The sequence below is a fragment of the Faunimonas sp. B44 genome, assembly GCF_052655945.1.
Genome location: NZ_JBQYEX010000002.1, coordinates 298,841 through 323,831, shown reverse-complemented (window position 1 = coordinate 323,831; position 24,991 = coordinate 298,841). Strand labels below are relative to the sequence as shown.

At 68.8% G+C, this 24,991-nt stretch carries 27 protein-coding genes; 10 read left to right on the top strand and 17 right to left on the bottom strand.

Features of this window, described 5'->3' with window-relative positions; translation table 11 throughout:
• Nucleotides 1-20: 20 nt before the first annotated feature.
• Complete coding sequence (locus tag ACUN0C_RS04765) at nucleotides 21-1,043, bottom strand: cell division protein FtsX (protein WP_445465175.1); 1,023 nt, start codon at nucleotides 1,041-1,043, stop codon at nucleotides 21-23.
• Nucleotides 1,036-1,695 carry a cell division ATP-binding protein FtsE gene (gene ftsE, locus ACUN0C_RS04760; protein ID WP_445465439.1) on the bottom strand — a complete coding sequence of 220 codons (660 nt, stop codon included), beginning with the start codon at nucleotides 1,693-1,695 and terminating at the stop codon, nucleotides 1,036-1,038. The genes ACUN0C_RS04765 and ftsE overlap by 8 nt, the downstream gene beginning before the upstream one ends.
• A 110-nt stretch (nucleotides 1,696-1,805) precedes the next feature.
• Between ftsE and ACUN0C_RS04755 the strand changes: the two genes are divergently transcribed.
• The 3 genes from ACUN0C_RS04755 to ACUN0C_RS04745 are packed head-to-tail and all read left to right on the top strand — an operon-like array spanning nucleotide 1,806 to nucleotide 3,532.
• Nucleotides 1,806-2,552 (top strand): hypothetical protein, encoded by a 747-nt coding sequence (locus ACUN0C_RS04755; protein WP_445465174.1) that lies wholly within the window; start codon nucleotides 1,806-1,808, stop codon nucleotides 2,550-2,552.
• Nucleotides 2,553-2,581: 29 nt separating this feature from the next.
• Nucleotides 2,582-3,139: a hypoxanthine phosphoribosyltransferase gene (hpt, locus tag ACUN0C_RS04750; RefSeq protein ID WP_445465173.1), complete on the top strand. Its 558-nt coding sequence runs from the start codon at nucleotides 2,582-2,584 to the stop codon at nucleotides 3,137-3,139.
• A 12-nt stretch (nucleotides 3,140-3,151) separates the two neighbouring features.
• Complete coding sequence (locus tag ACUN0C_RS04745) at nucleotides 3,152-3,532, top strand: response regulator (RefSeq protein ID WP_445465172.1); 381 nt, start codon at nucleotides 3,152-3,154, stop codon at nucleotides 3,530-3,532.
• Nucleotides 3,533-3,541: 9 nt separating this feature from the next.
• On the opposite strand, the gene ACUN0C_RS04740 is transcribed toward ACUN0C_RS04745, so the two are convergent.
• The 4 genes from ACUN0C_RS04740 to argH all read right to left on the bottom strand — a co-directional run bounded on the left by ACUN0C_RS04740 (nucleotide 3,542) and on the right by argH (nucleotide 9,153).
• Nucleotides 3,542-6,142 carry a TIGR02302 family protein gene (locus ACUN0C_RS04740; RefSeq protein ID WP_445465171.1) on the bottom strand — a complete coding sequence of 867 codons (2,601 nt, stop codon included), beginning with the start codon at nucleotides 6,140-6,142 and terminating at the stop codon, nucleotides 3,542-3,544.
• A 90-nt stretch (nucleotides 6,143-6,232) separates the two neighbouring features.
• Nucleotides 6,233-7,495 carry a diaminopimelate decarboxylase gene (lysA, locus tag ACUN0C_RS04735; protein ID WP_445465170.1) on the bottom strand — a complete coding sequence of 421 codons (1,263 nt, stop codon included), beginning with the start codon at nucleotides 7,493-7,495 and terminating at the stop codon, nucleotides 6,233-6,235.
• A gap of 15 nt (nucleotides 7,496-7,510) precedes the next feature.
• Nucleotides 7,511-7,717 (bottom strand): LPS translocon maturation chaperone LptM, encoded by a 207-nt coding sequence (gene lptM, locus ACUN0C_RS04730; RefSeq protein ID WP_445465169.1) that lies wholly within the window; start codon nucleotides 7,715-7,717, stop codon nucleotides 7,511-7,513.
• Nucleotides 7,717-9,153, bottom strand: a complete 1,437-nt coding sequence (argH, locus tag ACUN0C_RS04725; protein ID WP_445465168.1) for an argininosuccinate lyase — start codon at nucleotides 9,151-9,153, stop codon at nucleotides 7,717-7,719. The genes lptM and argH overlap by 1 nt, the downstream gene beginning before the upstream one ends.
• A 33-nt stretch (nucleotides 9,154-9,186) precedes the next feature.
• Here argH and tlpA point away from each other — a divergent pair, with 33 nt between their 5' ends.
• Nucleotides 9,187-9,825 (top strand): thiol:disulfide interchange protein TlpA, encoded by a 639-nt coding sequence (gene tlpA / locus ACUN0C_RS04720; RefSeq protein ID WP_445465167.1) that lies wholly within the window; start codon nucleotides 9,187-9,189, stop codon nucleotides 9,823-9,825.
• A 4-nt stretch (nucleotides 9,826-9,829) separates the two neighbouring features.
• Here tlpA and ACUN0C_RS04715 read toward each other — a convergent pair whose 3' ends face one another.
• Both ACUN0C_RS04715 and ACUN0C_RS04710 read right to left on the bottom strand, forming a co-directional pair.
• Nucleotides 9,830-11,017: a diguanylate cyclase gene (locus ACUN0C_RS04715; RefSeq protein ID WP_445465166.1), complete on the bottom strand. Its 1,188-nt coding sequence runs from the start codon at nucleotides 11,015-11,017 to the stop codon at nucleotides 9,830-9,832.
• 144 nt (nucleotides 11,018-11,161) lie between these two features.
• Complete coding sequence (locus ACUN0C_RS04710; RefSeq protein WP_445465165.1) at nucleotides 11,162-12,043, bottom strand: 3-hydroxybutyryl-CoA dehydrogenase; 882 nt, start codon at nucleotides 12,041-12,043, stop codon at nucleotides 11,162-11,164.
• 195 nt (nucleotides 12,044-12,238) lie between these two features.
• On the opposite strand from ACUN0C_RS04710, the gene ACUN0C_RS04705 reads away from it, so the two are divergent.
• The gene (locus tag ACUN0C_RS04705; protein ID WP_445465164.1) at nucleotides 12,239-14,242 is read left to right on the top strand and encodes a BCCT family transporter; all 2,004 of its coding nucleotides are present in this window, start codon (nucleotides 12,239-12,241) and stop codon (nucleotides 14,240-14,242) included.
• A 24-nt stretch (nucleotides 14,243-14,266) separates the two neighbouring features.
• On the opposite strand, the gene ACUN0C_RS04700 is transcribed toward ACUN0C_RS04705, so the two are convergent.
• From ACUN0C_RS04700 to ACUN0C_RS04665, 8 genes are all read right to left on the bottom strand, one after another.
• A complete protein-coding gene (locus ACUN0C_RS04700) occupies nucleotides 14,267-15,214 on the bottom strand; it encodes an electron transfer flavoprotein subunit alpha/FixB family protein (RefSeq protein ID WP_445465163.1) in 948 nt (315 codons plus the stop codon).
• Nucleotides 15,215-15,228: 14 nt separating this feature from the next.
• On the bottom strand, nucleotides 15,229-15,978 hold the full coding sequence (locus ACUN0C_RS04695; protein ID WP_445465162.1) for an electron transfer flavoprotein subunit beta/FixA family protein: 750 nt from the start codon (nucleotides 15,976-15,978) through the stop codon (nucleotides 15,229-15,231).
• A gap of 75 nt (nucleotides 15,979-16,053) precedes the next feature.
• Complete coding sequence (locus tag ACUN0C_RS04690) at nucleotides 16,054-16,767, bottom strand: rhomboid family intramembrane serine protease (RefSeq protein ID WP_445465161.1); 714 nt, start codon at nucleotides 16,765-16,767, stop codon at nucleotides 16,054-16,056.
• A 4-nt stretch (nucleotides 16,768-16,771) separates the two neighbouring features.
• Entirely contained in the window at nucleotides 16,772-17,353 is a 582-nt protein-coding gene (locus ACUN0C_RS04685; RefSeq protein WP_445465160.1) for a cob(I)yrinic acid a,c-diamide adenosyltransferase, read from the bottom strand.
• 43 nt (nucleotides 17,354-17,396) lie between these two features.
• On the bottom strand, nucleotides 17,397-18,008 hold the full coding sequence (locus ACUN0C_RS04680) for an acyloxyacyl hydrolase (RefSeq protein ID WP_445465159.1): 612 nt from the start codon (nucleotides 18,006-18,008) through the stop codon (nucleotides 17,397-17,399).
• A 144-nt stretch (nucleotides 18,009-18,152) separates the two neighbouring features.
• Complete coding sequence (locus ACUN0C_RS04675; protein WP_445465158.1) at nucleotides 18,153-18,344, bottom strand: twin transmembrane helix small protein; 192 nt, start codon at nucleotides 18,342-18,344, stop codon at nucleotides 18,153-18,155.
• Nucleotides 18,345-18,367: 23 nt separating this feature from the next.
• Entirely contained in the window at nucleotides 18,368-18,865 is a 498-nt protein-coding gene (locus tag ACUN0C_RS04670) for a TspO/MBR family protein (protein ID WP_445465157.1), read from the bottom strand.
• Nucleotides 18,866-18,877: 12 nt separating this feature from the next.
• On the bottom strand, nucleotides 18,878-19,705 hold the full coding sequence (locus tag ACUN0C_RS04665) for an SDR family oxidoreductase (protein WP_445465156.1): 828 nt from the start codon (nucleotides 19,703-19,705) through the stop codon (nucleotides 18,878-18,880).
• 40 nt (nucleotides 19,706-19,745) lie between these two features.
• On the opposite strand from ACUN0C_RS04665, the gene ACUN0C_RS04660 reads away from it, so the two are divergent.
• Complete coding sequence (locus ACUN0C_RS04660; protein ID WP_445465155.1) at nucleotides 19,746-20,777, top strand: AEC family transporter; 1,032 nt, start codon at nucleotides 19,746-19,748, stop codon at nucleotides 20,775-20,777.
• On the opposite strand, the gene gluQRS is transcribed toward ACUN0C_RS04660, so the two are convergent.
• Nucleotides 20,774-21,643, bottom strand: a complete 870-nt coding sequence (gene gluQRS / locus ACUN0C_RS04655; RefSeq protein ID WP_445465154.1) for a tRNA glutamyl-Q(34) synthetase GluQRS — start codon at nucleotides 21,641-21,643, stop codon at nucleotides 20,774-20,776. The two genes, ACUN0C_RS04660 and gluQRS, sit on opposite strands and share 4 nt — an antisense overlap.
• A gap of 110 nt (nucleotides 21,644-21,753) precedes the next feature.
• Here gluQRS and ACUN0C_RS04650 point away from each other — a divergent pair, with 110 nt between their 5' ends.
• From ACUN0C_RS04650 to ACUN0C_RS04635, 4 genes are all read left to right on the top strand, one after another.
• Nucleotides 21,754-22,569, top strand: coding sequence for a creatininase family protein (locus tag ACUN0C_RS04650; RefSeq protein WP_445465153.1), 816 nt, complete (start codon nucleotides 21,754-21,756; stop codon nucleotides 22,567-22,569).
• Between the two features lie 27 nt (nucleotides 22,570-22,596).
• On the top strand, nucleotides 22,597-22,809 hold the full coding sequence (locus ACUN0C_RS04645) for a cation transporter (protein ID WP_445465152.1): 213 nt from the start codon (nucleotides 22,597-22,599) through the stop codon (nucleotides 22,807-22,809).
• 74 nt (nucleotides 22,810-22,883) lie between these two features.
• On the top strand, nucleotides 22,884-24,074 hold the full coding sequence (locus tag ACUN0C_RS04640) for an amidase (protein ID WP_445465151.1): 1,191 nt from the start codon (nucleotides 22,884-22,886) through the stop codon (nucleotides 24,072-24,074).
• Nucleotides 24,075-24,079: 5 nt separating this feature from the next.
• On the top strand, nucleotides 24,080-24,988 hold the full coding sequence (locus tag ACUN0C_RS04635) for a LysR substrate-binding domain-containing protein (protein WP_445465150.1): 909 nt from the start codon (nucleotides 24,080-24,082) through the stop codon (nucleotides 24,986-24,988).
• Nucleotides 24,989-24,991: the final 3 nt, after the last annotated feature.

The following is a 24,991-nucleotide window of genomic DNA, read 5'->3' as shown; positions in this document are numbered from 1 at the left end:
GATGGCAACGCTTTCCGAACTCAAGCACCTGTCTGCTCCAGTTCCTTCAGTGTCCGTGTGACGGTCCATCGCGCCGTCAGCGCGATGATCACCGCCGTCACGACGACCGTGACGAGGGAGCCGAGATACCCCCAGGTCCCGATGCTTAAACTTCCGAACAAGCTCCTAAGTTGCGCTTCTTCGGGTGTGGGCCCCTGGGCCTGGGCCAGGAAGGCGGTGACGAGAAACAGGAGAATGGCGGCCGCGCCGCCGATGCCCGCGCCCTTCAGCCCGAGCAGGAGGAAGTGCCTTTCGTACTCCCGCGCGACGTAGGTGTCCTCGGCGCCGATGAAGTGCAGGACCTCGATGACGTCGCGGCTCCCGGCCATCGCGCCCCGCGTCGCGAACACGACGCAGAGGGCCGTCGCCGTCATGACGAGCAGCAGGATGAAGATGCCGAGCATGGTCATGACGTTGGCCATCGCGGAGAGCCGCTTCAGCCAGAGGCCGTGATCGTCGAGGCTTGCCCCGGCCACCTCTTCGCGCAATTTGCGGGCGAGGGACGTCAGGTCCGCCTCCGGAGAGACCGCCACCGAAATGAGCCGTGGGACCGGAAGCTCGGCCCGGTCGAAATCGTTTCCCAGCCAGGGCTCGAGAAGCCGCGCCGAATCGGCTTCGCTGAGCGGGACCGCTGCCCGCACCCCGGGCGCCTGGAGCGCGACCTCCACCGCGCGGGCGACGAGGCTGTCGGTGGAGCCGTCTTCCGCCGGCTTGATCTGGATCGTTACCTCGTCCGCGATCTGCCGCTCCCAGTCCTGGGCCCGTTCGGTGACGAGCGACACCGCAGCAACGGAGAGGCAGGCGAGAAAGCTCATGATCGCCACGAGCGCGAGCAGCGCGCGGCGCGCGACCGTCCGCGGCGGCACGATCGGATTGACCGTCCGCGGACCTTGCACGTTGCCGTCGGCCGCGGCGGAGCCCGGGCCGAACCGCGCGCGACGGGCCCGTACCGGTTTGCCGAGCGTGCGCAAACGCCCGATCAGCGCAGATCGCGCATCAGTCATGGATTTCGAGGTGTCCCCCTTCCAGTACGAGTCGCCGCGCATCGTACTGGTCCATGAGCGCCAGGTCGTGGGTTGCGATGACCACCGAGGTGCCGAGACGGTTCAGCTCGATGAACAGCCGCAGGAGGCGACGGGCAAGCGGCGGGTCGACATTGCCGGTCGGCTCGTCGGCCAGGAGGATTTCGGGTTTCGTGATGAGCGCGCGCGCGATCGCGGCGCGCTGCTTCTCGCCGCCCGAGAGCACCTGGGGATAGACCCACATCTTCTCGCCGAGGCCGACCCATTCCAGCAGCTCGGAGACGTCGCGTCGGTAGGATGCCTCCTCGGCGCCGAGCACCCGCAGCGGAAGGGCCACGTTCTCGAAGGTGGTGAGGTGCTCCAGCAGGCGGAAGTCCTGGAAGACGATGCCGATCCGGCGGCGCAGGCCCTGCGCCTTCTCGCGCCGGAGGGTCGCCGCGTCATGTCCGAAGATCTGGACAATGCCGCGGGTCGGCCTGAGCGAAAGGAAGAGCATCCGGAGCAACGACGTCTTGCCGGCGCCGGAAGGGCCGGTGACATACTGGAAGGATTCGGGGGCAATCGTGAAGCTGACGTCGCGCAGCACTTCCGGACCGAGGCCGTAGCGCAGTCCCACGTTCTCGAACCGAATCACATTGGCTGCCGCGTCCACCATTGAAACCTACGAGTAGCCGCCCCCGTTAAGACGCCGTTAACGATAGCGGCTCAGGAATTGGATCGCATCCGACGTGGAGCGGGCTTTCCGTGACCGACCGCAGTTCCGCCGCCGCAGAGCCACTGTTCATCATTCTCCGCTGCCCCGCTTGCGGCGCCGCGGAGCCGGTCGAGCCGGACATGGTGGGGACAGCCGTTCACATGATCGTTTGCCGGAAATGTGGCGAGGCATGGCCGGCGCGCGAATCGTCCGGGAATCCCGGCGCGCCGGACGGGGCGGCCGGACCCGAGCAGCCGCGCGACGAGCCGGTCCTGCAGGCGGTCCGGAGGCCGCTCGTCGCCTATGCGGTGGGCGGTCCGGATCCCTGGGCGGCAAAGCTGGCGGCCGATACGCCGCGTGCCGATGCAAGGACGCCGGCCGGCGGCCTTGGCATCGGCCTCGCCACGATCGGCGTGCTTTTCCTGGCGGGCATGCTTCTCGCGCGTCCGGCCCTGGTCGGCATCCTCCCGGACCTCGCCGGCCTCTATGGGGCGATCGGCCTGCCGGTCAACCTGGACGGTCTGGAGATGCGGGCCGTTTCGAGCGAACGGGCACGCACGGGCTCGTCCGCCGATCAGATCGTCGTGCGGGGAACGATCGCCAATCCCGGCGGGCGGGAGCGCACGGTCGCGGGGGTCGTGGTGACCGTCAGGGATACCGGGCGCGATCCCATTCTGGCACGGTCCTTCGACGCGCCGATCAAGCACCTCGCGGCCGGCCGCTCGGCCGCGTTCGAGTTCAGCGTCGACGATGTGCCGCGACAGGCCCACGATGTCGTTCTACGGTTCCGGCCCTGAGGAGTGACACAGCCGTCCGGTGTTTGCGTATGACTGAACAGAGTCCCGACAGGATCAGGTGCCTTTTCTCCGCCGACGCGATCGCGAAGCGGGTCGACGAGGTGGCTGGCGAGATCGCGGCGAGCGAGCCGCATGAACTGCTGATCGTCGTGGTCCTCAAGGGCGGCTACATGTTCGCCGCGGACCTGTCGCGCGCACTCTCGCGATATGGCGTCCGCCTCGAGGTGGAGTTCATATCCCTGTCGAGCTACGGGTCGGGGCGCCGCTCGACCGGCGAGGTGAGGGTGCTTTGGGACATCGGCACGGAGGTGTCGGGTCGCGACGTCCTGATCATCGACGACGTCCTCGATTCCGGGCTCACGCTGAAGTTCGCGCGCGACCTCATGCGCCAGCGTGGTGCGCGCCGTGTCGCGATCGCCGCCCTCATCGACAAACCCGTCGGAAGGCGTGTGGATATCGAGGGCGATTACGTTGGGTTTACCTGTCCTGATTATTTTGTCGTCGGGTACGGCATGGACGCGGGCCATGCTTATCGGGAACTCCCGTTCGTCGGTGTCCTCGTTTCGGAGGACGAGGTCGGCGGGTAAGGAGCGAGTCGGATGCGCATTCTCCTGACCGAAGACGACGAGTCCGTCCGCGCGTTCGTGAGCCGCGCGCTCGAACTCGACGGCCACAAGGTGGAGACGGCATGCGACGGCCTCGATGCCCTTCAGCGCCTGACCGAGAATGACGGGTGCTACGACCTTCTCGTGAGCGACGTGAAGATGCCGGTCATGGACGGGATCGCCCTCGCGCACAGGGCTGCCGACCGCTGGCCCCGGCTGCCGATCCTCCTGATGACCGGGTTCGCCGATCAGCGGGAACGCGCTGAAGACCTCGAACAGGTGATCCGGGACGTACTGACAAAGCCTTTCACGCTCCAGCAGATCCGCGAGGCGGTCACCGACGCCGCTGCGACGCCGGAGCCGAAAGCGGCCTGACGCGGCTGCTCACTGGGTGCCGAGCAGGCGCTCCAGATAGTCCAACTCGAAATTCGGGCGGAAGCGCTCGCCGAGGCGCTCGCGGATCGCATTCAGGATCTGGCGGGCGCGTTCCACGTCGATCTGGTCCGGGACGTTCACGCTGTCGCCGAAATCGGGGCCCTCGGTCCGCTGCGGCCTGCCGAGCGGGTCGGTGCGGCCCTGCGGGTTGCCGCGGCCGACCTGCTGCTGCGGGCCGCCGGGGCCGGGCTGGTTGGCACCCATCATCTGCTGCATCATGCCCTGCAGACCCTGCCGCATCGCCTCCAGCGCCTCGCCCTGGCTGCCATAGGCGTCGCCGGGCTGGCCCTGGCCGAGCTGCCGGGCGGCATCGCCCATCGCACGGCCGGCACGGCCGAGGGCGCGTTGGCCTTCCCCCTGACCCTGGCCCTGGCCGGGCTGCATGCCTTCGCCCTGGCCGTCCTGTCCCTCGCCGTTCTCGCCTTGCTGGCCCTGCTGCATCTGGTCGAGAAGCGCCTGGAGCTGCTGTTCGAGGTCGGCCTGGCCCTGCTGTAGCTGCCGCATGAACTCGGCCATCTCCTCGGGCGTCATCGGCTGCTGCTGGCCCTGCTGGCCCTGCTGTCCGCCACGGGGCGGCTGGCCCTGATCTAGCCTGAACGTCTCGTCCATGAGGCGCTGCTGCTCGCGCATCATCTTGGACAGCTCGTCCATCATCTGCATGGCTTCGTTCGACATGCCCTGCTGCATCATCTGGCCGCGCTGGGCCATCTGCAGATTGTCGAGCATCTGCTGCAACTGCGAGAGCAGCTCCCGGGCCGCGTCGCGGTCGCCGAGCTTCGCGAGGTCCTCGATCCGATCGAGCATCCGCTCGAGATCCTGCTGCGACAGCATCTGCGTGTTTGGATCCATCGGCATCTGCATCTGGTCGAGGCCGCGCCGCGCCATCTCCTCGGCCATGCTGCGCATGAACTCCTGCATCGCCTGGCGGAGCTCCTGCGTCAGGCGCGCGATCTCGTCCTCGGAGGCCCCCTCGTCGAGCGCCTTCTGGAGCGCGTCGCGGGCGGCGTTCAGGCGCTCCTGCGCGTCCGACATATCGCCGTCCTCGATCGCCTTGGCCATCGTCCAGAGATAGTCGAGCACGGCGCGCAGCGAATCGTCGTTGGCGGCGTCCACCAGCCGGTGGTAGCCGACGCGAAGCCCGAGATAGGTGCCGGCGTCCTTCGTGAAGACGTCGGGCGCGATCGTGAGGGCGTCGAGGGCCTGTGCGACCTCATCCTGCTTGCGCGCGTCGAGGGCGAGGATCTGCCGCTGTTCGACGAGCGCCCTGGCGAGCGGATTGTAGAAGGGCCGCGCCGGGAGCTTCATCGCGCCGTCGTCGGAGGGCCGGCCTTCCTGGCCCGCGGCATCCTTGACGACGGCGTCGGCGAGAACGTCGAGGCCCGAATAGGGATGCTCCTCGAGGCGCGCGTCGGCCTTCGCGTCGGCGGCCCCGCCCTGGGCACGCCCCAGCCGGAGCGGCACGGTCGGCGGCTCGACGAGAGGGCGTGCGCCTTCGTCTCGGTCGGAGTGCCGGAAGGTCACCGAACCTTCCTTCACGCCGTAATCGTCGGAAACTCTGAATGCGAGCGTGAAAGAGCCGGCCGGCGTCTGGGTCATCTCCCCGCGCTCGATACTTGGCGGCCGGTCTTCGACCACCTTCACCGGATAGAGCGCTTCCGACCCGCCGTGCCGGACGCTGATGCTGGTGTCGGTGGCGAGGGTCGCGGCATAGGTCCGGATCCGCTCGCCGGTCGTGCCGGCACCGGGTCCAGCCGCTCCGGGATCGCCCGCTTCCGCCAGCGTCCTGGCGCCGGCCGTGTCGCGCAGTGTAACGTCAGGCGCGCCGTCGGAGACGACCCGGACGGTGAGCTTGCTGCCTTCGGGAACGCTCACCGGCTCGCCCGGCGCCTCCGCCCGGCGCGACAGGAAGACCGGCGCCTGCCGCGTATAGGCGGGCGGATCGATCCAGGCATCGATCCGTACGACCGGAGCCGGCTTCCTGATCTCGACCGGTCCGAACGATTCCGTCAGGCGCACGCCCCACTCGCCCCACGCCATCGCGAAGGCGACCACAAGGAGCACGGGGAGGGCGAAACGGAGCGCGTTCGGGTCCCGGCGCGCCATTTCGGGACGGGGGCCGCCTGCGCGCGGATTGGCGATGCTCGCGAGCAGCCGGCGCCGGTGCGCCTCCCAGAGCGCACGTGCCGGACCGTCGTCCGAGACGGACGAAAGCCTGTCCTCGAGCCCGCTCGCGGGCCGATGCACCATGCCCGACCGCGTCTCGACGCGGCGGATCGCCTCCTCCCGGCTCGGCACTCTGAAGCGCAGGAGCGGAAGCAGGCTACCGAGAAGGAGGGCGCCGAGCGCGACGAGGATGCCAATCCGCAGCCAGTCGCCGGTCACGCGCCAAAGGCCGAACCAGGAAAGCGTGACGTAGAGCGCCGCCACCGAGAGTACGGCCACGAGAACCGGCCAAAGCCGCTCCCAGATCAGCGCCGCATGCGCCCGCCGGATTGCGAACTCCAGCTCGGAAAGCCGCCGTGAACCTGGATCGGGTGAAGCCGCCGACATGCGTTCCTCTCAGGGGCTCGCGAGCGCCCTCATCGGTAAACTAGCACAGACCCTCCCTGTGGCCAGATGATGACGCCGCAGGGTACGGGCTCAGGCGAGCCAAGGCGGAAGGCGGTCGAGCCCGATCAACTCTTCGTAGGACGGGCGCGGGCGGACGACCGCGAACGCATCGCCGTTCACCAGCGTCTCGGGAACGAGCAGGCGGCTGTTGTAGGTCCCGGACTGGACGGCGCCGTAGGCCCCGGCCGAATAGACCGCGAGGAGATCGCCCTCCTGCGGACGGGGGAGTGCGATGCCCTTCGCCAGAAAGTCGCCCGTCTCGCACACGGGGCCGACCACGTCGCAGACAATCGTCGGCGCGTCGCTTGCGCTCACCGGGCCGATCCGGTGGTAGGCGTCGTAGAGCGTCGGCCGGATCAGGTCGTTCATCGCCGCGTCCACGATCACGAAGGTGCGGTCCTGCCCCTCCTTCACGTAGATGACGCGGGTGACGAGGATCCCGGCGTTGCCGGCGATGAGTCGACCCGGCTCGAAGAGCACCGTGCAGCCGATCGCGTTCATGTGCTTCCTGACGATCTCGGCATAGGCCGTCGGCAGCGGCGGGGCCGCCTGGTCGTCGCGGTAGGGAATGCCGAGCCCGCCGCCAAGATCGACGTGCTCGATCGCGTGGCCGTCGGCGCGCAGCGCGATGACGAGCTCGGCCAGGACCGCGAAGGCGTTGTCGAAGGGGGCGAGTGCGGTGATCTGGCTGCCGATGTGCATGTCGATCCCGGTCACGCGGATGCCGGGAAGCGCTGCGGCCTCGGCGTAAACGGCACGCGCCCGCTCGAAGGGAATGCCGAACTTGTTCTCCTTCCGCCCGGTGGAGATCTTCTCGTGCGTGAGCGCGTCGACGTCGGGATTGATGCGCAGGCTAACCGGGGCGCGGAGACCCCGTTCCGACGCCATCCGGGACAAATGGAGCAGTTCGGGCTCCGATTCCACGTTGAAACAGCGGATGCCAACGTCCAGCCCGAAGGCGAGCTCGCGTTCGGTCTTGCCGACCCCGGAGAAGACGATGCGCTCGGGCGGGATCCCGGCGGCGAGCGCGCGCCGCATCTCGCCCTCGGAAACCACGTCCGCGCCCGCGCCGAGCCGCGCGAGCGTCGCCACGACCGCCTGGTTCGAGTTCGCCTTCATGGCGTAGCAGACGAGGTGGGGGATGCCCGCGAACGCGTCGGAGAAGACGCGGTAGTGCCGCGTCAGCGTGGCCGTCGAGTAGCAGTAGAAAGGCGTGCCGACGGCATCGGCGAGCGCATCGACCGGAACGTCCTCGGCATGGAGGACGCCGTTCCTGTGGGCGAAATGGTGCACGCGTCCACCGGCCTCTCAGAGCAGCGGATCGAGCAGGAAGCCGTCGCCGGCGGGCTCCGCGGCGGCAGGCGCCTGGTTGGGGCCGACAGGGCCGGAGCGCGGCAGCGCGGCTGGTTCCGCAGCGGCGGGACCCGGCGGCGGCTCGAGCGGGCCGCGCCGCCCGCAGCCCGCGACCGAGGCGGCAGCGAGAGCAAGGATCAGGACGATACGGATCGCAGCCATCACGAATCCCTCTTGTCGTGTCCGCCGTCCAGGTGCCGCTCCTGGCTCCGGCGGCCCGCCTCGATGCGCTCCAGCCAGCGCCGCGCCTCGCGCCGGACGTTGTCGGGGCTGGTCCCGCCCTCGCTCGTGCGGCTGCGCACGGAGGCATCGACGGACAGCACGTTGTAGACTTCCACCGTGATCGCGGGATGGATCATCTGCATCGCCGCGAGCGGCATTTCCTCGAGCGGCGAGCCGAGCCGCGCCGCCTCCGCCACGATGCGGCCGGTCACGTGGTGCGCCTCGCGGAAGGGCAGGCCGGCCTCGCGGACGAGCCAGTCGGCGAGGTCGGTCGCGGTCGAATAGGCGGCCCCGGCCGCGGCGCGAAGCGCCGGCAGGTTCGGCTCCATGTCGAGCACCATGCCCGTCGTTGCCGCGAGCGAGAGCGACAGGCTCGGCAGGGCATCGAGCACCTGCTCCTTGTCCTCCTGCATGTCCTTGGAATAGGCGAGCGGCAGGCCCTTCATGACGATCAGCAGCGCCTGCAGCGCACCGATGATCCGCCCGGCCTTTGCCCGCACCAGTTCGGCCGCGTCGGGATTGCGCTTCTGCGGCATGATCGAGGAGCCGGTGGTGAACCGGTCGGACAGGCGCACGAACTCGAACTGGGCCGTGCACCAGAGCACGATCTCCTCGGCGAAGCGGGAGAGGTGGACCGCGCAGATCGAGGCGGCCGAGAGCGTTTCCAGCGCGAAGTCACGGTCGGAGACCCCGTCGAGCGAGTTCGCCGTCGGTCGGTCGAAGCCGAGCGCGGCGGCCGTCGCCTGCCGGTCGATCGGGAAGGCCGTGCCGGCGAGCGCCGCCGAGCCGAGCGGCGACTCGTTCAGGCGCCGGCGTGCATCGGCGAAGCGCCCGCGGTCGCGTGCGAGCATCTCGACATAGGCGAGGAGATGGTGCCCGAAGGTGATCGGCTGTGCGCTCTGCAGATGCGTGAACCCGGGCATGACGGCATCGGCATGGCGCAGCGCCTTCTCGGCAAGCGCCTGCATGAGGCGCTCGATCTGCCCGTCGATCTCGTCGATGGCGTCGCGGACGTAGAGCCGGAAATCCGTTGCGACCTGGTCGTTGCGCGAGCGTGCCGTGTGAAGCCGCCCCGCCGGCTCGCCGATCAGCGCCTGCAGGCGCGACTCGATGTTCATGTGGATGTCTTCGAGCGCGCGCGAGAAGGCGAATCGGCCGTCTCGGATCTCCGCCGCGATCGCATCCAGTCCTGCGACGATCCGCTCGGCGTCTTCGCTTGCAATGATGCCCTGGGCGGCCAACATCCGGGCATGCGCCTTGGACCCGGCAATATCCTGCTCGGCGAGAGCCTTGTCGAAGTCGATCGAGGCGTTGATTTCTTCCATGACGGCGTCCGGTCGCTCGCTGAACCGGCCGCCCCACATGCGATTCGACATGGCCTGTGAACTCTCGTTCGAAACGGTGGTGGCGTGAGAAAGACGGTCTACGCGGCGGTCGCAGCCGTGGCCGCCATTGGCATCGGTGCCCTATACGGGATCGCCGGGCCGGATAGCAACGGCGCTGCGCCTGCCTGCGATGGTGCGCTTTCCGCCGCGAGACAGCTCGATCCGCTCGCCGTCGGGGAGGTCGCCGCGTTCAAGGTCGCCGCCCGCGCCGAGCATCTCGGCGGCCTCGCCTTCAGGGGCGATCAGGACGAGGCGAAGACGCTCGCCGATTTCGCCGGCCGCACGGTGCTGGTCAATCTCTGGGCCACCTGGTGCGCGCCGTGCCGAGCGGAAATGCCGGCGCTTGACCGTTTGCAGGCGGCCGAAGGCGACGACGGCTTCGCGGTCGTGCCAATCTCCATCGACATCGGCAGCCGCGACAAGCCGCGCGCCTTCCTCGAATCGGTGAACGCCGCGAACCTGCCGCTCTTCACCGATTCATCGACCGCCATCTTCAACGAGGTGAAGCAACGCAGCCTGGCGCTGGGCCTGCCGGTGACGCTTCTTCTCGACGAGCAGGGCTGCCTGCTCGGGCACATGAACGGCCCCGCCGAATGGGACAGCGAGGACGCGCTCGAGCTCGTGCGTGCCGCGAAGAACGGTGGTCGGTCTTCCCGGACCTGAGCTGTCACGCGATGCGGGCGGTCGTCGTGTCAGGGCCTGAAGGCGCGTGGAGTTCAGCCTCGACCCGGTTCCTGCCGAGCCTCTTCGCCCGGTAGAGCGCCGCGTCCGCGCGCTTGAGAAGGGCATGGAGGTCGCCCTCGGCGCCCCCGTCCGTAGCGATGCCGACGCTGATGGTCGCGCCGACCGCCGCGCCGGCGATCTCCCGCGCGGATTCCATGAAGGCGAGCCGCAAGCGCTCGGCGACCGCACGGGCCACTTCGATCTCCGTCTCCGGCAGGATCACGACGAACTCTTCGCCCCCCCACCGCGCCAGCACATCGTGCGGTCTCAGCGTTTTCTGCGCGACATCTGCGAGCGTCTGGAGGACGCGATCGCCCAGATCGTGGCCGAACGTGTCGTTCACCGCCTTGAACCGGTCGAGGTCGAGCATGAGGGCGGAAACCGGACTTCGGGCGTGAACCGCCCGCGCGAAGATCGGCTCGGCGCGGCCGATGAAGGATCGGCGGTTCGGGACACCCGTGAGGGGGTCAATCAGGGAGGCGTTGCGGTGCTCGGCCTCGCTCCGCTCGCGCACCATCGCCAGCACGAAGAGCGAGGTCGCGACCGTGTAGACGAAGGTTTCGAAGTGGATCAGGCCGAAGATGCTGCCGACCGGAGGCGGTCCGGAGAGCTGACCGGCCGGCACCTCGACCAGGCAGGCGGACATGTACGCGAAGTGCAGCAATACGAATATGAGGAGCGCACGGGAGCTGCGCAGCCGCTCGCCCGCAGGACGGCCGAGTTCCCACGCGGTCAGGGCCATGTAGACGGCAGTCGCCGCAATGTTGAAGGTGATCATGCCGGAAGGGCTGTCGTGGACCGGAAAGGCCGTCCAGACGATGAGCCACAAGAGGGGCCCGGCGGTGACGACGGCCCAATTGATCCGCCGGTCGTTGAACCTGCGCGCCGCAGCCCAGGCAAGCGCCGGGCTGAGTGTCAGGAAGAAGAAGGCGAGCAGCCCCACCAGCGCGGACCGCTCCGTCCAGTGGCTTGCAAGCAGCGCGATCCCGAGCGCCAGGGACAGGTTGCCGAACGCCCACCAGAGGGCGCCGGCGCCGTCGCGGAACTGGAACCAGGCATAGATCAGGAGAGCACCGGTGAGCGCCGCGGTGAAGCTGCCCGCCACCATCATCGTGGTCTCGTCGATACGCATTCGAAGCGGTCCCGGGAGCAGGGGGCGCGACTGTCGATCGTGGCGTCCGTATTGGAAAATGCTCCCAACCCGGCCAACGGACGTTCGAGATCGTGCAGAAAGGGTTAGCGCCTGGGCGGCGTCCGAGCCGCAGATGGGCTCGGGTCAGCGCGTCGGCACCGGCGTCGGGCCGCGATAATCGTAGAAGCCGCGGTTCGTCTTGCGGCCGAGCCAGCCGGCTTCGACATACTTCACCAGCAGAGGGCAGGGGCGGTACTTCGAGTCCGCCAGGCCCTCGTAGAGCACCTGCATGATGGAGAGGCAGGTGTCGAGGCCGATGAAGTCGGCGAGCTGGAGCGGTCCCATCGGGTGGTTCGCCCCGAGCCGCATGGCCGTGTCGATCGCCTCGACCGAACCGACGCCCTCGTAGAGGACGTAGATGGCCTCGTTGATCATCGGAAGGAGGATCCGGTTGACCATGAAGGCCGGGAAGTCCTCCGAGACCGCGGCCTTCTTGCCGACCTGCGCCACGAACTGCTTGGCGGCCTCGAACGTCGCGTCGTCGGTCGCGATTCCCCGCACGAGCTCCACGAGCTCCATGACCGGAACCGGATTCATGAAGTGCATGCCCATGAACCGTTCGGGCCGGTCTGTTGCCGCCGCCAGCCGGGTGATCGAGTAGGACGACGTGTTGGTGGCGATCATCGCCTCGGGTTTGAGGTAGGGGCAGACCTCGGCGAAGAGCTTGCGCTTCACCGTCTCGTTCTCGGTGGCCGATTCGATCACGAGGTCCGCCTCGGCGAGTTCCTCGAGCCCGCGCACCGGAACGATCCGGCCGATCGCGGCCTGGCGATCCGCCTCCGATATGCGTCCGGAGCCGACCTGACGCGCGAGGTTTCCGTTGATGGTGGCGAGGCCGGCCTGCACCCGGTCGGGCGACAGGTCGGCGAGCAGCACCTTGATGCCGTGCAGCGCGCTCACATGCGCGATCCCGCTGCCCATCTGCCCAGCGCCGATCACCCCGATCGTCGAAATCGTTGCCGTCATTCGCCTCTCACTCCTGGCGGCCGGAGTATTTCGTATACGCACCCAAAGGGGAAGGGTGCGCCGCAGCGAAATTGGTGCCGCCGTCGCGGTCGTGCGCCGCCCGTCGGTCTCGGAACCCGATGGTGAACATTTGAGCCGCGAAAGTGTTGAGCCGGTGTTCGGCTCCACCTTCAAAGGCAAGCAGGGAGAGATTTCGTGTCCGCTTCGTCCCGCAGCGCGACCACCGTCCGGATCCGAGGTCCCGTCTTCGTCGGGTCGAGCCTCATCATCGCAGCCTTCCTGGCAATCGGCCTCCTATTCCCGCAACGGGCGGAGGCGATCTTCTCCGCGATACAGGCGTCCATCATCGACGGCTTCGGCTGGCTCTACATCATCGCGGTCACGGGCTTCCTGTTCCTTGTCATCTTCCTGGCCGCCAGCCGATTCGGCACCCTCAAGCTCGGACCCGACGATTCCGAGCCGGACTTCAGCTATCCGAGCTGGTTCGCCATGCTGTTCGCCGCCGGCATGGGAATAGGCCTTATGTTCTTCGCAGTAGCGGAGCCCATCCAGCACTATTCGGCTCCGCCCGAGGCCGACCCGATGACGTTGCAGGCCGCCCGCCAGGCGATGGTCATCACCTTCTTCCACTGGGGTGTTCACGCCTGGGGCATCTACGCCGTGGTCGGCCTGTCGCTCGCCTATTTCAGCTTCCGCTACAACCTGCCGCTGACGATCCGGTCCGGGCTCTATCCGCTGCTCAAGGGCAGGATCGACGGGCCGATCGGCGATGCCGTGGACATCTTTGCGATCGTGGGCACCCTGTTCGGCATTGCGACCTCTCTTGGCCTCGGCGTCTTGCAGATCAATTCGGGGCTCGCCTACCTGTTCGGCGTGCCGAACGAGCCTTGGGTCCAGGTCGTGCTGATCGCGGTGATCACCGTGCTCGCGACCGTCTCGGTCCTGAGCGGCCTCGATGTCGGCATCAGGCGGCTTTCCGAATTGAACCTGCTGCTCGCCGTCCTTCTGCTGCTGTTCGTGCTCGTCGTCGGGCCGACCGCATACCTGCTGAAGGCCTACCCGCAGAATGTCGGAGCCTATCTCGACGACTTCTTCCGCAGGTCCTTCAATCTCTACGCCTATGAGCCGCGCGGCTGGATGAGCGCCTGGACGCTGTTCTACTGGGCGTGGTGGATCGCCTGGTCGCCCTTCGTCGGCATGTTCATTGCGAGGATTTCCCGCGGGCGGACGGTGCGTGAGTTCGCGACCGGCGTGCTTCTCGTCCCGAGCCTTTTCACGTTCCTCTGGATGACGGTCTTCGGGAACACGGCCATCACGCTCGACATGGGTGAAGCCGCCGGGGCGATCTCGCGCGCGGTGGCGGACGACGTCTCCGTCGCCCTCTTCGCGTTCTTCGAGTTCCTGCCGCTGGCTTCCGTCGCCTCGGGCCTCGCCATCCTCCTCGTCGCGATCTTCTTCATAACCTCGTCCGATTCGGGCTCGATGGTCGTCGACAAGATCGCCGCTGGCGGCGCCGACGACACCCCAGCCTGGCAGCGGGTTTACTGGTGCGGCCTGGAAGGCGTCGCTGCCGCCCTCCTTCTGCTGGCCGGCGGCCTCACGGCCCTGCAGACGATGACGCTGATCAGCGCGCTGCCGTTCACGATCGTGATGTTGTTCCTGGGTTTCGGACTGATCCGGGGGATGCAGGCCGACTTGGCGCGCGAACGGTCCGCCGGCATTGCAACGCCGGCAAGCGACCTGCCGTGGACGAAGCGGCTCGGGCTGGCGCTGCACACGCCGGGCCGGCGGGAGGCGGAAGCCTTCATCGCGGAGACGGCACGCCCGGCGCTCGAGGAGGTGGCGGCCGAACTGCGCCGGCACGGGCATGACGCGGCCCTCAAGGTGGAAGCCGACGCGCTGGAGCTTTCGGTCACCGCCGAAAGGGTGCGGAACTTCGTCTACGGGGTCAGGCCGGCAAGCCGGGCCCTCGCCGCCTTTTCCGTGGCCGATTTCGGAACGGCCGAAGGGCGGCTGCCGCAGGCCTGGGAGGTCCGGACCTACTTCTCCGACGGCAGCCGCGGCTACGACGTCATGGGCTTCACGCGTCGGCAGATCGCCGACGACGTGGTCACGCAGTACGAGCGTTACCTCGCTCTCACCAGTTCACGCGAGACCGCGCTCTACGCTGGCTCGCCCGATCCGGCGGCCGCGATCTGACGCCGCGGGAACCCGGCGGGCCGCTCAGCCGGCGCGCTTGTCGAGCTCCGCCACGAGTTCGGGCAGCACCTGGAAGAGATCGCCGACGAGGCCGTAATCGGCGACCTGGAAGATCGGCGCCTCTTCGTCCTTGTTGATGGCGACGATGACGCGCGAATCCTTCATGCCGGCGAGATGCTGGATGGCGCCGGAGATGCCGCAGGCGATGTAGAGGTCCGGCGCCACGATCTTGCCGGTCTGCCCGACCTGCCAGTCGTTCGGCGCATAGCCGGCATCGACCGCCGCGCGGCTCGCCCCGATCGCCGCCCCGAGCCGGTCGGCGACCGGGAGCATGACCTCCGTGAACTTCTCCTTGGACCCGAGCGCCCGCCCGCCGGAAACGATGATCCGGGCCGCCGCGAGCTCGGGACGCTCGCTCTCCGAAAGCCGCTCCTCGACGAACCGCGAGACGCCGGGATCCTCCGCGGCCTGCACGGTCTCGACCGGCGCGGCGCCGCTGCCCGAGCCCGCCGCCTGGAAGGAGGCCGTGCGGATCGTCAGCACCTTCTTCGCGTCCGTGGAGCGCACGGTCTGGACGGCGTTGCCGGCATAGATCGGGCGCCGGAAGGTGTCGGACGACACGATCTCCTGCACGTCGGACACCTGCATGACGTCGAGGAGCGCTGCGACGCGCGGCGCGACGTTCTTGCCCATCGTGGTGGCCGGCGCGACCACCGCATCGTAATCGCCGGCAAGCAAGGCGATCAGCGCGGCGAGCGGTTCGGCGAGCTGATGGGCGAGCGGTTCGGCCTCGGCGAGGAGGACCTTCGCGACCCCGTCGAGGCTTGCGGCGGCGTCCGCGGCCGCGCGCGCGCCCTGTCCGGCGACGAGGACGTGCACGTCGCCGCCGAGCGCCTTGGCAGCGGTCAGGGCTTTGGCCGTCGCCTCATTGAGGGCGGCATTGCTGTGTTCTGCGATGAGGAGAGTGGTCATGGTCCCGTTCCGCCCTAGAGGACGCCCGCTTCGTTCTTGAGCTTGTCGACGAGGTCGGCGACCGACGTGACCTTCACGCCGGCCTTCCGCTTCGGCGGCTCGCGCGTTTCGATCACCTCCAGCCGCGGCGCCGTATCGACGCCGAAATCGGCGGCGGTCTTCGTGTCGATCGGCTTCTTCTTGGCCTTCATGATGTTCGGCAGCGAGGCGTAGCGCGGCTCGTTGAGGCGGAGGTCGGTCGTCACGATCGCCGGCAGCTTGAGGTCGAGGACCTGGAGCCCGGCATCGACTTCGCGCGTCACCGCGATGCGGCCGTCGGCGATGGCGATCTTCGACGCGAAGGTGCCCTGCGGCCAGCCGAGCAGGGCGGCCAGCATCTGCCCGGTCTGGTTCGCGTCGTCGTCGATCGCCTGCTTGCCGAGGATCACGAGCTCGGGCGCCTCCTGCTCCACGACGGCCTTCAGGATCTTGGCGACGGCGAGCGGCTCGACCGCGCCGTCGGCCTGCACCAGGATGCCGCGGTCGGCGCCCATGGCGAGGCCCGTCCTGATCGTCTCCTGCGCCTGCGCCGGCCCGATCGACACGAGAACCACTTCGGTCGCCGTCCCGGCTTCGCGGAGACGCAGCGCCTCCTCGACGGCGATCTCGTCGAACGGGTTCATCGACATCTTCATGTTCGCCAGCTCGACGCCGGAGCCGTCCGCCTTCACGCGCGGCTTCACGTTGGCGTCGATGACCCGCTTGACGGGCACGAGAACCTTCATTGCGCTCCTCCGAATTCCCGGGAAGGGAACTAGCCTTGCGGGGGCAGGGGCGCAAGCCGCGCCGGGCATGCCCCCTCAGCGGGTCGGATGGTCCGGCAGGTTCCGGTCGAAGAGCGGGACGGCCCGGCGGCGCAGGACCAGGATCAGCAGCGCGCCGGCGACAAAGCCCCCGATATGCGCCCACCATGCGACCTGCTCGCCGTCGGCGGGCACCGCGAGGAACAGGTTCCCGACCTGGAACACGGCCCAGGCCCCGAGCACCCAGGCCGCGGAAAGCCGCAGCGGAATGCGGCCGAGCAGGAGCACCCACAGTTTCACGCGCGGGTGAAGGACCAGGTATGCCCCGACAATGCCGGCCACGGCGCCGGAGGCGCCGATCAGCGGCAAGGTCGAATCAGGATGCACGGCGCCGTGCACCAGCGCGCCGGCCGCAGCGCAGCCGAGATAGAAGGCGAGGTAGCGCAGGTGCCCGACGGCATCCTCGACATTGTCTCCGAACACCCAGAGGAAGATCAGGTTGCCGCCGAGATGCAAGAGGTTGGCGTGCATGAAGGCGTAGGTGACGTAGGTCGCGCCTTGCGGGACGATCTCGGCGCCGGGCGGCAGCACCGCCAGGTCGTGGATGACCGCCGGAATGAAGCCGAGGCCGATCGCCGCCTGTTCGAAGGCTGCCTGGTCGAGCCCGCCGAATAGGAAGAAGGAAAGCACCGTCGCCGCCATGATGGCGTAGTTGACGTACGGGCGCGTGAGGTGGCGGAGCGGATTGTAATCGTAGAGCGGGACGAACATCGCACTAGCGGTTCTTGCCCGGCACCCAGAGCACGTCCGCTTCGCCCTTTGCGTTCACCCAGCGGCTCGCCACGAAGAGGAAGTCGGAGAGCCGGTTGACGTAGCGCAGCGCCGGATCGCCCACCGTGCCCGGCTCCTGGGCGGCGAGTTCCACCATCAGCCGCTCGGCGCGCCGCGAGACGGTGCGTCCCAGATGCAGCGCCGCCGCGGCGGCGCTGCCGCCCGGCAGGACGAAGGAGCGGAGCGGCTGCAGGTCTGCATTCAGCGTGTCGATCTCCGATTCGAGCCGCGCGACCTGCGAATCGATGACCCGCAGCGGCTCGTAGCTCTTCGGAGCGCCGTCGTCGGGCGTGGCGAGTTCGGCGCCGAGGTCGAAGAGGTCGTTCTGGATGCGGCCGAGCATGGCGTCGACCTCGGGGAAGTTCGCGCCGAGCGCCGCGCGCGCGACGCCGACGACGGCGTTCGTCTCGTCGACGGTGCCGTATGTCTCGATGCGAAGGTCGTATTTCGGGCGCCGCTCGCCGGTTCCAAGCGCGGTCGTGCCGTCGTCGCCGGTGCGCGTGTAGATCTTGTTCAGAACGACCATGCTCGAGCCCGCTCGGTTTCGGACGCGGCGGGAGCGCCGGATCTCAGAACTTGTAGCCGACCCAGACGCCGGCGTGGGTCAGGCCGTCATTCGGCGTGCAGAGCCCGCTGTTCGAAGAATGATCGACAGCGCCGATGATGCTCCATCGGTCGGTGACGTTGAAGCCGAGCCCGATGCTTTCCCGGAACATCACGCTGCATCCGGTCCAGGGCTCCGTTTGCACCGGCTGCGGGTCGGTCTCGCCGTTGTGGACGGTCCCGCCGAAGCTGCCCGTGATGAAGAAGCGCCCGAGCGGGATGTCCCAGGTCAGGCCGGCATAGAGCTGGCTCGTCTTTCCGGCCGTCGACACCGTCGCGCCGACATGCGGCCGCGGCCTGAGGAGGACGTTGAGGATCGGGTTCTCGAGCTCGGGGACGAATCGGGAGAACAGGATCTCGCCGGAAACGAACACGCCGTCTTCGCGGACGAAGTCGCGGTCGTCCACGAACATAGTCGCGCCGGCCCGAATCTCGTCGATGAAGCCGCCGCGGCTCGCGACCGGCTCAGGCGTGAAGAGGTCCGCGCTCGGAGCGGCGGGCAGGTCGATCGGGATGTCCGAGGCCCCGGCCGTTCCGGCTGCGAGGAGGAGGACGAGAGCTGTGACCGCGAGGCGCATGACCGTACCTGCCGAAGACGGACATCGCTAGCCTCGTACTCTGCCGGATGCAAGGAGAACGGGCCGGACGGACGCGGCGGCCAGGCGATTGGGCCACGATGTCGCCCGCCTGCGACACCCGCTCCGGCTCGGAAGACAGCGCCTTCAGCGGCCCATGAACCAGAGCGCGGTCATGGCCAGCACGATCGCCACGAACTGCGCGATCACGCGGGCGCGCATCAGCTTCTGCGAGGTGTTGGCGCTGCCGCCGCGCATCATGTTCCAGAGCCCGAGGAGAAGGATGATGACGACCACGGCCATCGCGATCGGCGTGATCACCTGGAAAAGCGAGTTCATGAGAGATCCTGTGGAGAAGCCCGCTAGTTGAGCGCGACGATGGCGACGTTCAAGGCGGTGGCGTAGCCGACCCACGCGGCATAGGGCAGCAGCATCAGCGCAGCCGCCCGATCGACGCGCCAGAAGAGCGCGATCGTGCAGACGATCATGGTCACCAGGCTGAGGATGATCGCCATCCCCGCCAGCGGGCTCTCGAACCCGAAGAACGCGATCGACCAGGACAGGTTAAGAGCGAGCTGGAGCGCGTAGGCTCGGAACGCCATCCGGCGCTCCAGCGGCATTCCCCGGACCCGCCAGACGCGCCACCCCGCGAGTGCGATGAGCGCATAGAGTACGTTCCAGACCGGCGCGAACACCCAGTTCGGCGGCTGGAAGTCCGGCTTGGCCAGTGCGGCATACCAGCCTCCGATCTTCGGCGTCGTCACCGCCCCGCCGATGGCGGCGATCCCGAAGCAGACGAGCACAAAGCCGGCCAGCGCGTAGAGCGAGCGCCGGTCGGTGGCGGGGATGAGGTCGGGCAAGCGGCTCTCCTGTCAGCCCCGCTTTAGCACCCGGTGCAGGGTGGAACGAGGCAGGACGCGGCGGGCGAACGCCATCAGCCGCGTCGGTTGGGTGACGTAGTAATGTGTCCGGGGCCGGTCGCTCTCGCAGGCATGTACGACGGCGTCGAGAACCGCCTCGGGCCCGAGCTGGCCGCGGGTGTTGCCGCCCTTCGCCATCGATGCGAGCCGCCGCCTGTACGCCTCCCGATGAACGGAGCTCTCGATGGGCAGGTTCTTCTGGGCGTAGCGCAGCGCGGTCTCCGTGAAGCGGCTCGCGATCGGCCCGGGCTCGATGGTCGCGACGCGAATGCCGGCCCGCTCCACCTCGATGCGCAGCGTGTCGCTGTAGCCCTCGAGCGCGAACTTCGTGGAGGTGTAGGCGCCGCGGAAGCGCAGCGCGATGAAGCCGAGGACGGACGAGTTCATCACGATCCGCCCCGACTTCTGCCGCCGCATGACGGGCACCACGCGGCGGGTGAGGGCGTGCCAGCCGAAGAAGTTCGCCTCGAACTGCTCCTTCAGCACCTCGGTCGTGAGGTCCTCGAGTGCGCCGGGCTGGGCGTAGGCGCCGTTGTTGAAGAGGGCGTCCAGCCGTCCGCCGGTCGCCGCGAGCATGCTCTCCACCGCGGCGGCGATCGAATCGTCCTCCGTGTAGTCCAGGTAGAGCGCGTCGAGTCCCGCCGCCCGCAGCCGATCGATGTCCTCGGGCTTCCGTGCCGTGGCGAACACGCGCCAGCCGCGTGCCTTCATTCCGTGGGCGCAGCACTCTCCGATCCCGGACGAGCAGCCGGTGATGAGGATCGTTCCGCGTTCGCGCATCGCGTGGCCCGCCAGCTTTCCAGAGCGTTGAACGGGGTCTATGGCAGGCACGCACCTCCCGCCAGAGGCCCGCACCCAGATTCCTCTCCTCCCGACCGGCGAGGGCCATTGCGTGATCCAGTTCCTGGACGTCGTTCTCCCGGTCTTCGGGCTGATCGCGATCGGCTACGCGGCTCGGCGCCTCGGGATCCTCAGCGCGGCGGCGGGCGAGGGGATCTCCGAGTTCGTCTTCACCTTCGCCATCTCCGTGCTACTCTTCCGCACCGTCGCGACCGCCGATCTGGGCGGCGTGTCGCCGTGGCGGATCTGGGGCGCCTATTACGGCGGGATCGTCGTGGTCTGGCTGGTGGCGCATGTGCTCATGCGCCGCGCCTTCGGCCGGGATGCCCGCGGATCGGTCGTCGGCGGCGTGTCCGCCGCCTTCGCCAACACGGTGCTGATCGGGCTGCCCTTCGTGCAGCAGATCTACGGTGACCGGGGCGTCGTGGTCGCCCTGGTGATCATCTCGATCCACACGCCCGTGATCATGGTCTCGGCGCTCCTCATGCACGATTGGGCGCTGCGGACGGACGCCGTCGCGGGCGAGGCGGCCGGGCCGCGCCATGCGCTCCTGAACCTCGGGGCGGAGCTCGTCCGCAATCCTGTCATCGTCGGGATTCTGGCCGGCGCGCTCTGGCGAGGGCTCGGCCTGCCGCTCGCCGGGCCGTTCGGTGAAATCGTCGATGCGCTGGCACGCACGGCGGGGCCGCTCGCACTCGTCGCCTCCGGCATCGGCCTCGCCCGCTACGGCCTGCGCGGCCGGTTCGGGCAGGCATCGGCGATGGCCGCGGTGAAGCTCGTTCTGCTGCCGACAGTGGTGCTCGCATTCGGCATGGCGCTCGGCCTGCCTCCGCTCGCGGTCGAGGTCACCACCCTCGTCGCGGCGTGCCCGACCGGCGTCAACGCCTTCATCCTGGCCAGCCGGTTCCGGACCGGCGAGGCGCTCGCCTCCACCGTGATGACCCTTTCCACGGGGTTTGCCCTCGTGACGATGGTCGGATGGTTGGCCGTGCTGCGCGCCGTGCTCGACTAGAGACCGATTCCTGCGGCGACCTCTGCCGGCGAAACGCCGGCCGCGCGCAGGACCCGGATCGCCTGCGAGCCGCGCGACTTCGCCAGCTTGTGTCCGTTCTCGTCGAGCACCAGGCGATGATGGAAGTAGAGCGGTTCGGGGAGGCCGAGCAGCGCCTGGAGCACGCGATGGACGGATGTCGCCGCCGCGAGATCCCGGCCGCGGACGACGTGCGTCACGCCCTGGAAGGCATCGTCGACCACCACCGAGAGATGATAGCTCGCCGGCACGTCCTTGCGGCCGAGCACGACGTCGCCCCAGGCGAGCGGCTCGGCCGTTCGACGCGACCGGACGGCCGGAGCGAACGGATCCGCTTCGGTCCAGCCGAGCGGGGGCAGACCGCCGGACGCGCGGGCCATGTCGAGTCGGAGCGCATAGGGTCGCCCGCTCGCTATTTCACTCCTCCGGCGCTGGTCGGACCAGTCCCGCTCCAGTCCCGGATAGAGTGGTGCGCCGTCCGGATCGCGCCGCCAGGGCTTACCGCTCCGCTCCCGATCCGCGATCAGCCCGGCCGCTTCGCCGCGCGAGAGAAAGGCGGGATAAAGGAGGCCGAGCTTCGCCAGGCTGTCGAGCGCCGCGCCATAGGCCGGGAAGCGCGCGCTCTGGCGCAGGACAGGTTCCTCCCAGGCGAGCCCGAGCCAGCCGAGGTCCTCATAGATGGCGTCTTCGTAGCGGGCGAGGGCGCGGGTGCGGTCGATGTCCTCGATCCGGAGCAGGAAACGCCCGCCTTGCCGCTCCGCCGCCCGGAAGTTCAGAAGCGCGGAGAGCGCGTGCCCCCGGTGCAGGTAGCCGTTCGGGCTCGGGGCGAAACGGAAAGTCGGTATCATCGGCGCCGGACCATCTCCCGTCCCGCCCGCAGCATCAACACCCTGGCTGCGGTGTTGCTTCCCGTCGGGTGCCGGGCGATCCTGCGCGCCGCCGCGATCCAGGTATAGAAATGGCTTTTTCCCGCTGGCAGGAGATGAAGTCGGGCGACTTCCGCGACCTCGATGCGGAGCGCGCCGTCGTCGTTGCGCCACTGGCGGCGACGGAGCAGCACGGTCCGCATCTCCCGACCGGCACCGACGCCTTCATCGCCGAGGGATTGCTCGCCGAGACGGAGCGTCGCCTTGCGCCGGGCGTGGACGTGATCGCGCTGCCGGTCATGACGATCGGCGCTTCCCTGGAGCATGCGGCCTTCGCCGGCACGCTCGATTTCTCGCAGGCGCTCTTCACCGCCGCGCTCGAGCGGATCGGCGGGTCCGTGGCCGCCTCGGGCCTGAAGAAGCTCGTCTTCGTCAGCGCGCACGGCGGCAACGTCGCCGGAATGCTTGCGGCCGCGCTCGCGCTCCGCGCGCGGCACGGGATGCTCGCCGTCCATCTCACCTGGAACCGCTTCGGCTATCCGGATGGAATGGTCGACGATTTGGAACGGGTTGCGGGCGTGCATGGCGGGCTCGTGGAAACCGCGCTGATGCTCCGCTTCCGCCCGGATCTCGTTTCGATGGACGCTGCGCGCATGTTCCCGTCGCGCCAGACGGCCCTCGTCGCGGAGAACAGCCATCTCAGGGCCTACGGCCCAGTCGGGTTCGGCTGGCTCGCCGGCGATCTCCACCCCGAAGGCGTGGTCGGAAACGCAGCCGCCGCCACGGCGGAAACCGGCGCCGCGATCGCCGCGCACCAGTCGCGCTGCTTTGCCGAACTGCTGCACGAGGTTTCCCGCGCCGATCTCTCCGAACTGCTGGCAAGCGGCCCGCTTCCTCGTCATCATTGATTTCATCTCTTGCGGGCGAGGACGGACATGGATCACACGGAGCTGAGGATCGTCGGGCTCGACGGTATCGCGAGCATCCAGAAGGTGGAGGATGCGCTCCTCTGCGTCCCGGGCGTGCTTCGGGCGCGGGTCCACCCCGACCACCACACGGCCAGCGTCGAGCACGGCGAAACGGTAACATCGCAGCAGCTTATCGACGCGGTGATCAGCGCCGGCTACGACGCTCAGCTCATTGCCTGATCCGAGGGCGGTGCGGAGCACGCCGCGGCCGTCCGGCGCCCGGCCTTTCGAGTGACCGACCAGAGGAGTTGCATATGGATGCGAGCGGCACGGTCGCCGAGGACAACATCGGGGCGTTCGTGCGCTGCGACCGGGTGCCGGTGGCCTCGGCCGAAGCCGGCCCGCTGCAGGGGCTCACCTTCGCCGTGAAGGACATCTACGACGTCGCCGGCTATCGGACCGGCTGCGGCAGCCCGGTCAAGCTCGCCGAGAGCCCCGTCGCGGCCGCCAGTGCGCCGGTCGTGCAGCGGATGCTCGACGCCGGCGCGCGCTTCGTCGGCAAGACGAACACCGATGAACTGGCCTTCTCGCTCAACGGCCAGAACATGCATACGGGCTCGCCCGTCAACGTCCGCGCCCCGGGGCGGATCACAGGCGGATCCTCCTCCGGCTCCGCCGCGGCCGCCGCGGCCGGGCTCTGCGATTTCGCGATCGGGTCGGACACCGGCGGGTCGGTTCGCGCGCCCGCCAGCTATTGCGGCCTCTTCGGCATCCGGCCGACGCATGGGCGCGTGCCGCTCGACGCCACCATGCCGCTCGCGCCCTCGCTCGATACCGCCGGTTATTTCGCCGATGACGCGGCCGTATTCGCACGGGTGGCGCCGGTTTTCCTCGGTGAGGACCCCGCGCCGGTCCGGTTCCGGCGGGTGCTGCGGGCCGACGATGCGTTTGCGCTCCTCCTCTCGGAGCGGGAGGCGGAGGCGCTCGCCGGTGCCGAAGCGCGGATTGATGAGCGGCTCGGACCGGCCGAGCCGGTGACGGTGGCGCCTGAGGGGCTGGAGCGCTGGTACTGGCTCTTCCGTCACATCCAGGCGTGGGAAGCGTGGCGCGCGCACGGCGCCTGGATCGAGGCGCGCAATCCGGTGATGACGCCCGGCGTCCGCGAGCGATTCGAGTTCGGTCGCACCGTCACGGACGAGACCAAGGCGAAGGCCGACGCGGAGCGGGAAGGAGTCCGGGGCCGGATGGACGACCTTCTCGGCGACGACGCTGTGCTCGTCCTGCCGAGCGTGCCGTCGATCGCACCGCCGAGCGATCTGTCCGGGGACGGGCTTCAGGCGTTCCGGGAGCGTGCGCTCTGTATGCTTGCGATCTCGGGGCTCTCGGGGCTGCCGCAGGTCTCCATCCCGCTCGCCAGGCTCGACGGCTGCCCGTTCGGGATCTCCGTGATCGGCCCGCGAGGCTCGGACCGCGCGCTGGTCGAGCTCGCGGCTTCGCTGGCCTGACGCAGGTGGACGCGATCACCCGCATGCGCGCCTTCGTGGCAGTCGTCGACGCAGGCGGGTTCTCGGCTGCGGCGCGGCAGACGGGGCGCTCCAAGGCACTGATGTCGAAATACGTCTCCGAGCTCGAGGACGAGCTCGGCGCGCGCCTCCTGAACCGCACCACGCGGCAGCTCTCGCTTACTGAGGCCGGCGAGGCGGCCTACGAGGAGGGGCAGGAAATCCTGCGGCGTGTCGACCATCTCCGGGAGACGCTGGAGGCATCGTCGCAGGCGCCGCAGGGCAGGCTGCGGATTTCCGTGCCGCGCGCCATCGGCGAGAGCGCGCTCAGCCGCGTCATCATGGACTTCGTGTCCCGCCATCCGGACATCCGCCTGGAGCTCCACCTCGAGGACCGCTTCGTCGACGTGGTGGACGAGGGCTACGACTGTGCCGTGCGCATTTCCGCGCTCGCCGATTCGAGCCTGATCGCCCGCAAGCTCGCGGACTTCCGCGTGGTCGTCTATGCGGCGCCCGAGCTGATCGCGAGCCATGGCCGGCCGGAGCATCCCTCCGAGCTCGCCGGCTTGCCCTGCATCGTTGACACCAACCTCCGCTCCCGCGCCAACTGGCCGTTCCGCGACGGCGACAGCCGCATCACGACGAGCGTGACCGGGCGTGTCCAGGCGAACAGCCCCGTTGCGGCGATTTCGGCCGCGCTCGCCGGCCTCGGCTTCTCACGGGGACCGTGGGTGCTCGTTCGCGAGCACATCGCGCGCGGCGCCCTCGTGACCGTGCTCGACGCGTACGAGCTCGACGGCCTCGGCGTCTTCGCCGTCTACGCGCACCGGGAGCGGATGCCGGCCAAGGTGCGGGCCTTCATCGACCATCTCGTCGCCTGGTACGAGTCGGAGCGGCGCGCCGGCCGAACCTGCTGACCG

Bases quoted from the DNA above. Each gene is read 5' to 3' on its own strand.
- hpt (WP_445465173.1), top strand. From the start codon at position 2,582: ATGACTGAACAGAGTCCCGACAGGATCAGGTGCCTTTTCTCCGCCGAC.
- lptM (WP_445465169.1), bottom strand. From the start codon at position 7,717: ATGGCTGCGATCCGTATCGTCCTGATCCTTGCTCTCGCTGCCGCCTCG.
- ACUN0C_RS04745 (WP_445465172.1), top strand. From the start codon at position 3,152: ATGCGCATTCTCCTGACCGAAGACGACGAGTCCGTCCGCGCGTTCGTG.
- ACUN0C_RS04640 (WP_445465151.1), top strand. From the start codon at position 22,884: ATGGATGCGAGCGGCACGGTCGCCGAGGACAACATCGGGGCGTTCGTG.
- ACUN0C_RS04740 (WP_445465171.1), bottom strand. From the start codon at position 6,142: ATGTCGGCGGCTTCACCCGATCCAGGTTCACGGCGGCTTTCCGAGCTG.
- ACUN0C_RS04680 (WP_445465159.1), bottom strand. From the start codon at position 18,008: ATGCGCCTCGCGGTCACAGCTCTCGTCCTCCTCCTCGCAGCCGGAACG.
- ACUN0C_RS04700 (WP_445465163.1), bottom strand. From the start codon at position 15,214: ATGACCACTCTCCTCATCGCAGAACACAGCAATGCCGCCCTCAATGAG.
- ACUN0C_RS04675 (WP_445465158.1), bottom strand. From the start codon at position 18,344: ATGAACTCGCTTTTCCAGGTGATCACGCCGATCGCGATGGCCGTGGTC.
- ACUN0C_RS04765 (WP_445465175.1), bottom strand. From the start codon at position 1,043: ATGACTGATGCGCGATCTGCGCTGATCGGGCGTTTGCGCACGCTCGGC.
- ACUN0C_RS04715 (WP_445465166.1), bottom strand. From the start codon at position 11,017: ATGCGTATCGACGAGACCACGATGATGGTGGCGGGCAGCTTCACCGCG.
- ACUN0C_RS04665 (WP_445465156.1), bottom strand. From the start codon at position 19,705: ATGCGCGAACGCGGAACGATCCTCATCACCGGCTGCTCGTCCGGGATC.
- ACUN0C_RS04660 (WP_445465155.1), top strand. From the start codon at position 19,746: ATGGCAGGCACGCACCTCCCGCCAGAGGCCCGCACCCAGATTCCTCTC.
- argH (WP_445465168.1), bottom strand. From the start codon at position 9,153: ATGTCGAATCGCATGTGGGGCGGCCGGTTCAGCGAGCGACCGGACGCC.
- ACUN0C_RS04710 (WP_445465165.1), bottom strand. From the start codon at position 12,043: ATGACGGCAACGATTTCGACGATCGGGGTGATCGGCGCTGGGCAGATG.
- ACUN0C_RS04685 (WP_445465160.1), bottom strand. From the start codon at position 17,353: ATGGTCGTTCTGAACAAGATCTACACGCGCACCGGCGACGACGGCACG.
- ACUN0C_RS04650 (WP_445465153.1), top strand. From the start codon at position 21,754: ATGGCTTTTTCCCGCTGGCAGGAGATGAAGTCGGGCGACTTCCGCGAC.
- ACUN0C_RS04690 (WP_445465161.1), bottom strand. From the start codon at position 16,767: ATGTTCGTCCCGCTCTACGATTACAATCCGCTCCGCCACCTCACGCGC.
- ACUN0C_RS04695 (WP_445465162.1), bottom strand. From the start codon at position 15,978: ATGAAGGTTCTCGTGCCCGTCAAGCGGGTCATCGACGCCAACGTGAAG.
- ACUN0C_RS04645 (WP_445465152.1), top strand. From the start codon at position 22,597: ATGGATCACACGGAGCTGAGGATCGTCGGGCTCGACGGTATCGCGAGC.
- gluQRS (WP_445465154.1), bottom strand. From the start codon at position 21,643: ATGATACCGACTTTCCGTTTCGCCCCGAGCCCGAACGGCTACCTGCAC.